Below are 3,798 nucleotides of genomic sequence, written 5' to 3' on the forward strand. Positions count from 1 at the left end.
TCATCGGCGACTTGTTCTATATTACACCTCTAAAGTATAATCGTCAACACCTTTTTATAAAGAAATTCAATTTAATATTTTTATGCTTTTTTAGCTAGATACGTCTCTCCGAGGATTCATTACCAAAGAGCTACCTCCTACTTCTCTTTAATATATTTTCCCTAAATATATTAAAGTTACTTTAAACCTTAGACTTAATTTGTACAGAAGTTTTTACCCAGCGAAACTAACAATCTTATTTTAATAAATATTAATACCTCTTTGTTTATCACGCCCTCTATTAGAAACGATTGAAGATATACGTATTCTTATAACAGACAACGATACAGAAATCCATAATAAACTCATATACTACTCTAGTTATAGAGTCCCAAGTTCTCCTTATATGAAGTAATGGTTGCTTATCTGTTTACTCGCAAATATATAGAACCACACTAATATATTTATTAACTATCCCTGTTTCACTGAAATATCAGCCTTATATCTCTTTCATCTTTAGTATCATCTATTTCCATACAGCTATATTCTCTTAATAAATATTTAAGATATGCTCAAGGTTCGAATTGATTAATAGTATTTCCTTTTTAAACACATATACTGGATTAAAAATACGCACCTCAATGTATCAAGTGTACCGAACACACATATACAGAACACTCGTTCCTTTCATTACTTCACTTTTTATATAACATTAATAGATATTAATCCCATACCTATATTTACGTTTTACTGCTAAAAGAGCGAATCATTTCACTAACAAAGCATTTAGTTTCATTTCTAGTATATATCCCCCTTTTGAAATACATATAGAATCATAATTTCCGTTGTTTCTATCTCCCCCCTAAGAATACACAACCATACAAAAACAATTCTACAACAAGGTATACGACGGCTGCACAATTATAAATCTTAATCCTCTCAATACCTACAGGGGTGCTGTCCGCCTTTAACACAAATATATACTAAAAAAATTTCAATATAAAATGGCCGGAATTTCTACACTAAGAAAAATCCGGCTCTTATTTTTAGGCCACAGCCAAAATCATTTTTACATTTAGTATTAAATGTCTATTCAATATTCCCTACTCCGCTCTGCTGAAGGTGAATGTATCATATCTGTCACTGCACGATATAAATTTTCTGGATGTTCAGCTATCCGGTGACATAGATACAAGTACCACTCTTTCCCATAAGTCAAATATACTCTAGCGTTATGTCCTTTGTTTTTCAAATCTCTTAACATATCCGGACGAATTCCATATAGCATTTCTATTTCTACATTAGTTTGACTAAAATATTGACGTTGCTCCATCTCTGTAATAAGAATTTCATCATGTGTAGCTATAGATACAGGATGATTGTGTTCAACTAATTGTTCTACAATTTGAAGATACTGTTGATTTAAATCAGTTGACCTAGGCATAGCAATATCCGGAACTTCTTGATAGGCACCTTTTACAACTCTTATTTTCCCTGGATAATGAAGGAGTTCTTGAATATCATTGTTTGAGCGATATAAATGTGTCTGTATTGTTATCCCTACATTATGATATTGCTCAGTTACCTTTTTATAAATGGAAAGAATGTCCGCTGCTTTAGATGATTCTTCCATACTTATCATAAGGGTAGTTCCATGTACTTTCGCCTTCTCTGCCAACTCCATTAAATGAATATAAGATATTTCTGGATCTATAGATAACCCAATATGCGATAAATCGAGTGATACTGTTTGTTTCATAGATAGAGTACCCATGTCCCCAATAAGATTCAAAAACTCATTTTTAGCTTTATAACATTCCTCTATATCTAGAGTATTTTCCCCTATGTATTCTAGTGAAGTATGATAACCTTTTGTAATTAGTTCCTTTGCCGTCCCAATCCCCTCATGTCTCGTTTCTCCGGTGACAAAGCGTTTCGCAGCTTGTAATAATAACGCATAGAGTTCAGTAGATTGTTGTACATAGGATTTTATATGTTCATTTCGTGCAATCGATTTAAATGCCTGAGCTACTTGGAATTCTGGTTTAGTCATCACATTTTCATCCCCTTTAGAACTATTTGATCCAACTATAGCATGCTAAAATGGTTTGTATTAGTACCATTTCACCCAAACTTTTATGGTACCAATTTTGCTGAAGGGAGCATTTATATGCTTTGGATACCTATTGATCGATCGTTAGATATAAGTTTAATTCGACAGGTTTATCACCAAATACGTGAACGAATATTAAACGGAGAGCTGCAATCCGGAGAAAAACTACCATCAACACGGGAATTATCTTCTGAGTTAGGGGTGTCTAGGAACGTAATTTTAGAAGCTTATGATCAATTATTTTCCGAAGGTTTTTTGGTCACTCAGCAAGGAGCCGGGACATTCATTGCAGAAGGGACATATTTAGAACAACGTAAAAAATTAACTCTAATTGATTCTTTATCTTGGTGCGAAGAAAGAAACAAAGACAGTAATATCATTAATTTCCGTTCAGGGATACCAGCATTAGACTTATTTCCACGTAAGGGATGGGCAAAGTTATCCCACACTATATGGAATGAAACACCTCCTTCTACATTTGGATACGATATTCCCGAAGGGCGCCCCGAATTAAGAAAGGTTTTATCACGCTATTTACTAAAAACAAGAGGAGTTTTTTGTCATCCAGAACAATTGGTGATTACTTCCGGTGCAACTCAAGCTTTAACACTTGTTTCTAAGTTACTTTTATCACCAGGTGACGAAGTACTAATAGAAGATCCCATCACCAATGACATTCAAACAATTTTTAAAAATTCAGGAGCCTTACTTTCTCCTATACCGGTTGATGATAATGGAATGGATACATCTTTGCTGCCTGCAAATAAAAATCCAAAATTCATCTTCATTACTCCTTCTCATCAGTTTCCTTTAGGTGGAACGTTACCGATTCAACGACGGGTTCAATTGATTAACTACTCAAGAAAAACAAATTGTTATCTTATTGAAGATGATTATGACAGTGAGTTTCGATATGAAGGTTCACCTGTAAGTTCATTACAGGGATTGGATCCCGAACGTGTTATATATATAGGTTCATTTAGTAAAATTTTATCACCGGCCCTTAGGATGGGATACTTAGTTCTTCCCTCACACCTTATTGAAAAATGTCGCAGGGTAAAATGGTTTTCCGATCTACATACACCTTCTTTAAATCAGCTTGTCCTTGCTAAATTTATTGCCGAAGGTTATTTGGAACGGCATATTATGAAGATGAAAAAAATCTATAAAAATCGAAGAGACTTCCTTATCCAGCAATTAAAATCAGCATTCTCAAATAAAATCAATATTTTTGGTTATTCTACAGGATTACACCTGATTGTTGAATTCAATCAAGTTCAATTCACACAAGAATTACTTGAGAAAACCCAACAACTCGGAGTGAAGGTATATCCTGTGGAAGACCACGCCATTGAAAAAGGAAAACATCACAATCGAATTATTATAGGGTATGGACATTTAACAACTGAAGAAATAAAAGAGGGTGTGAGTAGGCTACAGAGGGCAATACCTCGTATATATTCTTGTTAACAAATAGACTTTAAAGCTCAAAATTAAAGAGCCTAAAAAACTCAGCCTTATTTTTCTGAAGGTATGCTAAAACAAAGCTATTTCTTACTAGATAAACGTACTCATAGAGCCGATATTAATTACACGCTTATTTCATTAAACACAAAAAAGACGAGTCATTCTGACTCGTCTTAAAGTTGCTTGGCGACGTCCTACTCTCACAGGGACAAGGTCCCAACTACCATCGGCGCTAGAGA

2 protein-coding genes are annotated in these 3,798 nt (G+C 34.2%); one reads left to right on the forward strand and one right to left on the reverse strand.

Going from position 1 to position 3,798, the window contains the following annotated elements; all coding sequences use genetic code 11:
- Positions 1–1,072 precede the first annotated feature (1,072 nt).
- A complete protein-coding gene (locus ATL10_RS30355) occupies positions 1,073–2,032 on the reverse strand; it encodes a proline dehydrogenase family protein (RefSeq protein ID WP_090979131.1) in 960 nt (319 codons plus the stop codon).
- A gap of 117 nt (positions 2,033–2,149) precedes the next feature.
- On the opposite strand from ATL10_RS30355, the gene pdxR reads away from it, so the two are divergent.
- Positions 2,150–3,562: a MocR-like pyridoxine biosynthesis transcription factor PdxR gene (pdxR, locus tag ATL10_RS30360; RefSeq protein ID WP_090979133.1), complete on the forward strand. Its 1,413-nt coding sequence runs from the start codon at positions 2,150–2,152 to the stop codon at positions 3,560–3,562.
- Positions 3,563–3,798: the final 236 nt, after the last annotated feature.

It is taken from the genome of Bacillus sp. 196mf, from assembly GCF_003217275.1.
Lineage (GTDB): Bacteria > Bacillota > Bacilli > Bacillales > Bacillaceae_G > Bacillus_A > Bacillus_A thuringiensis_S.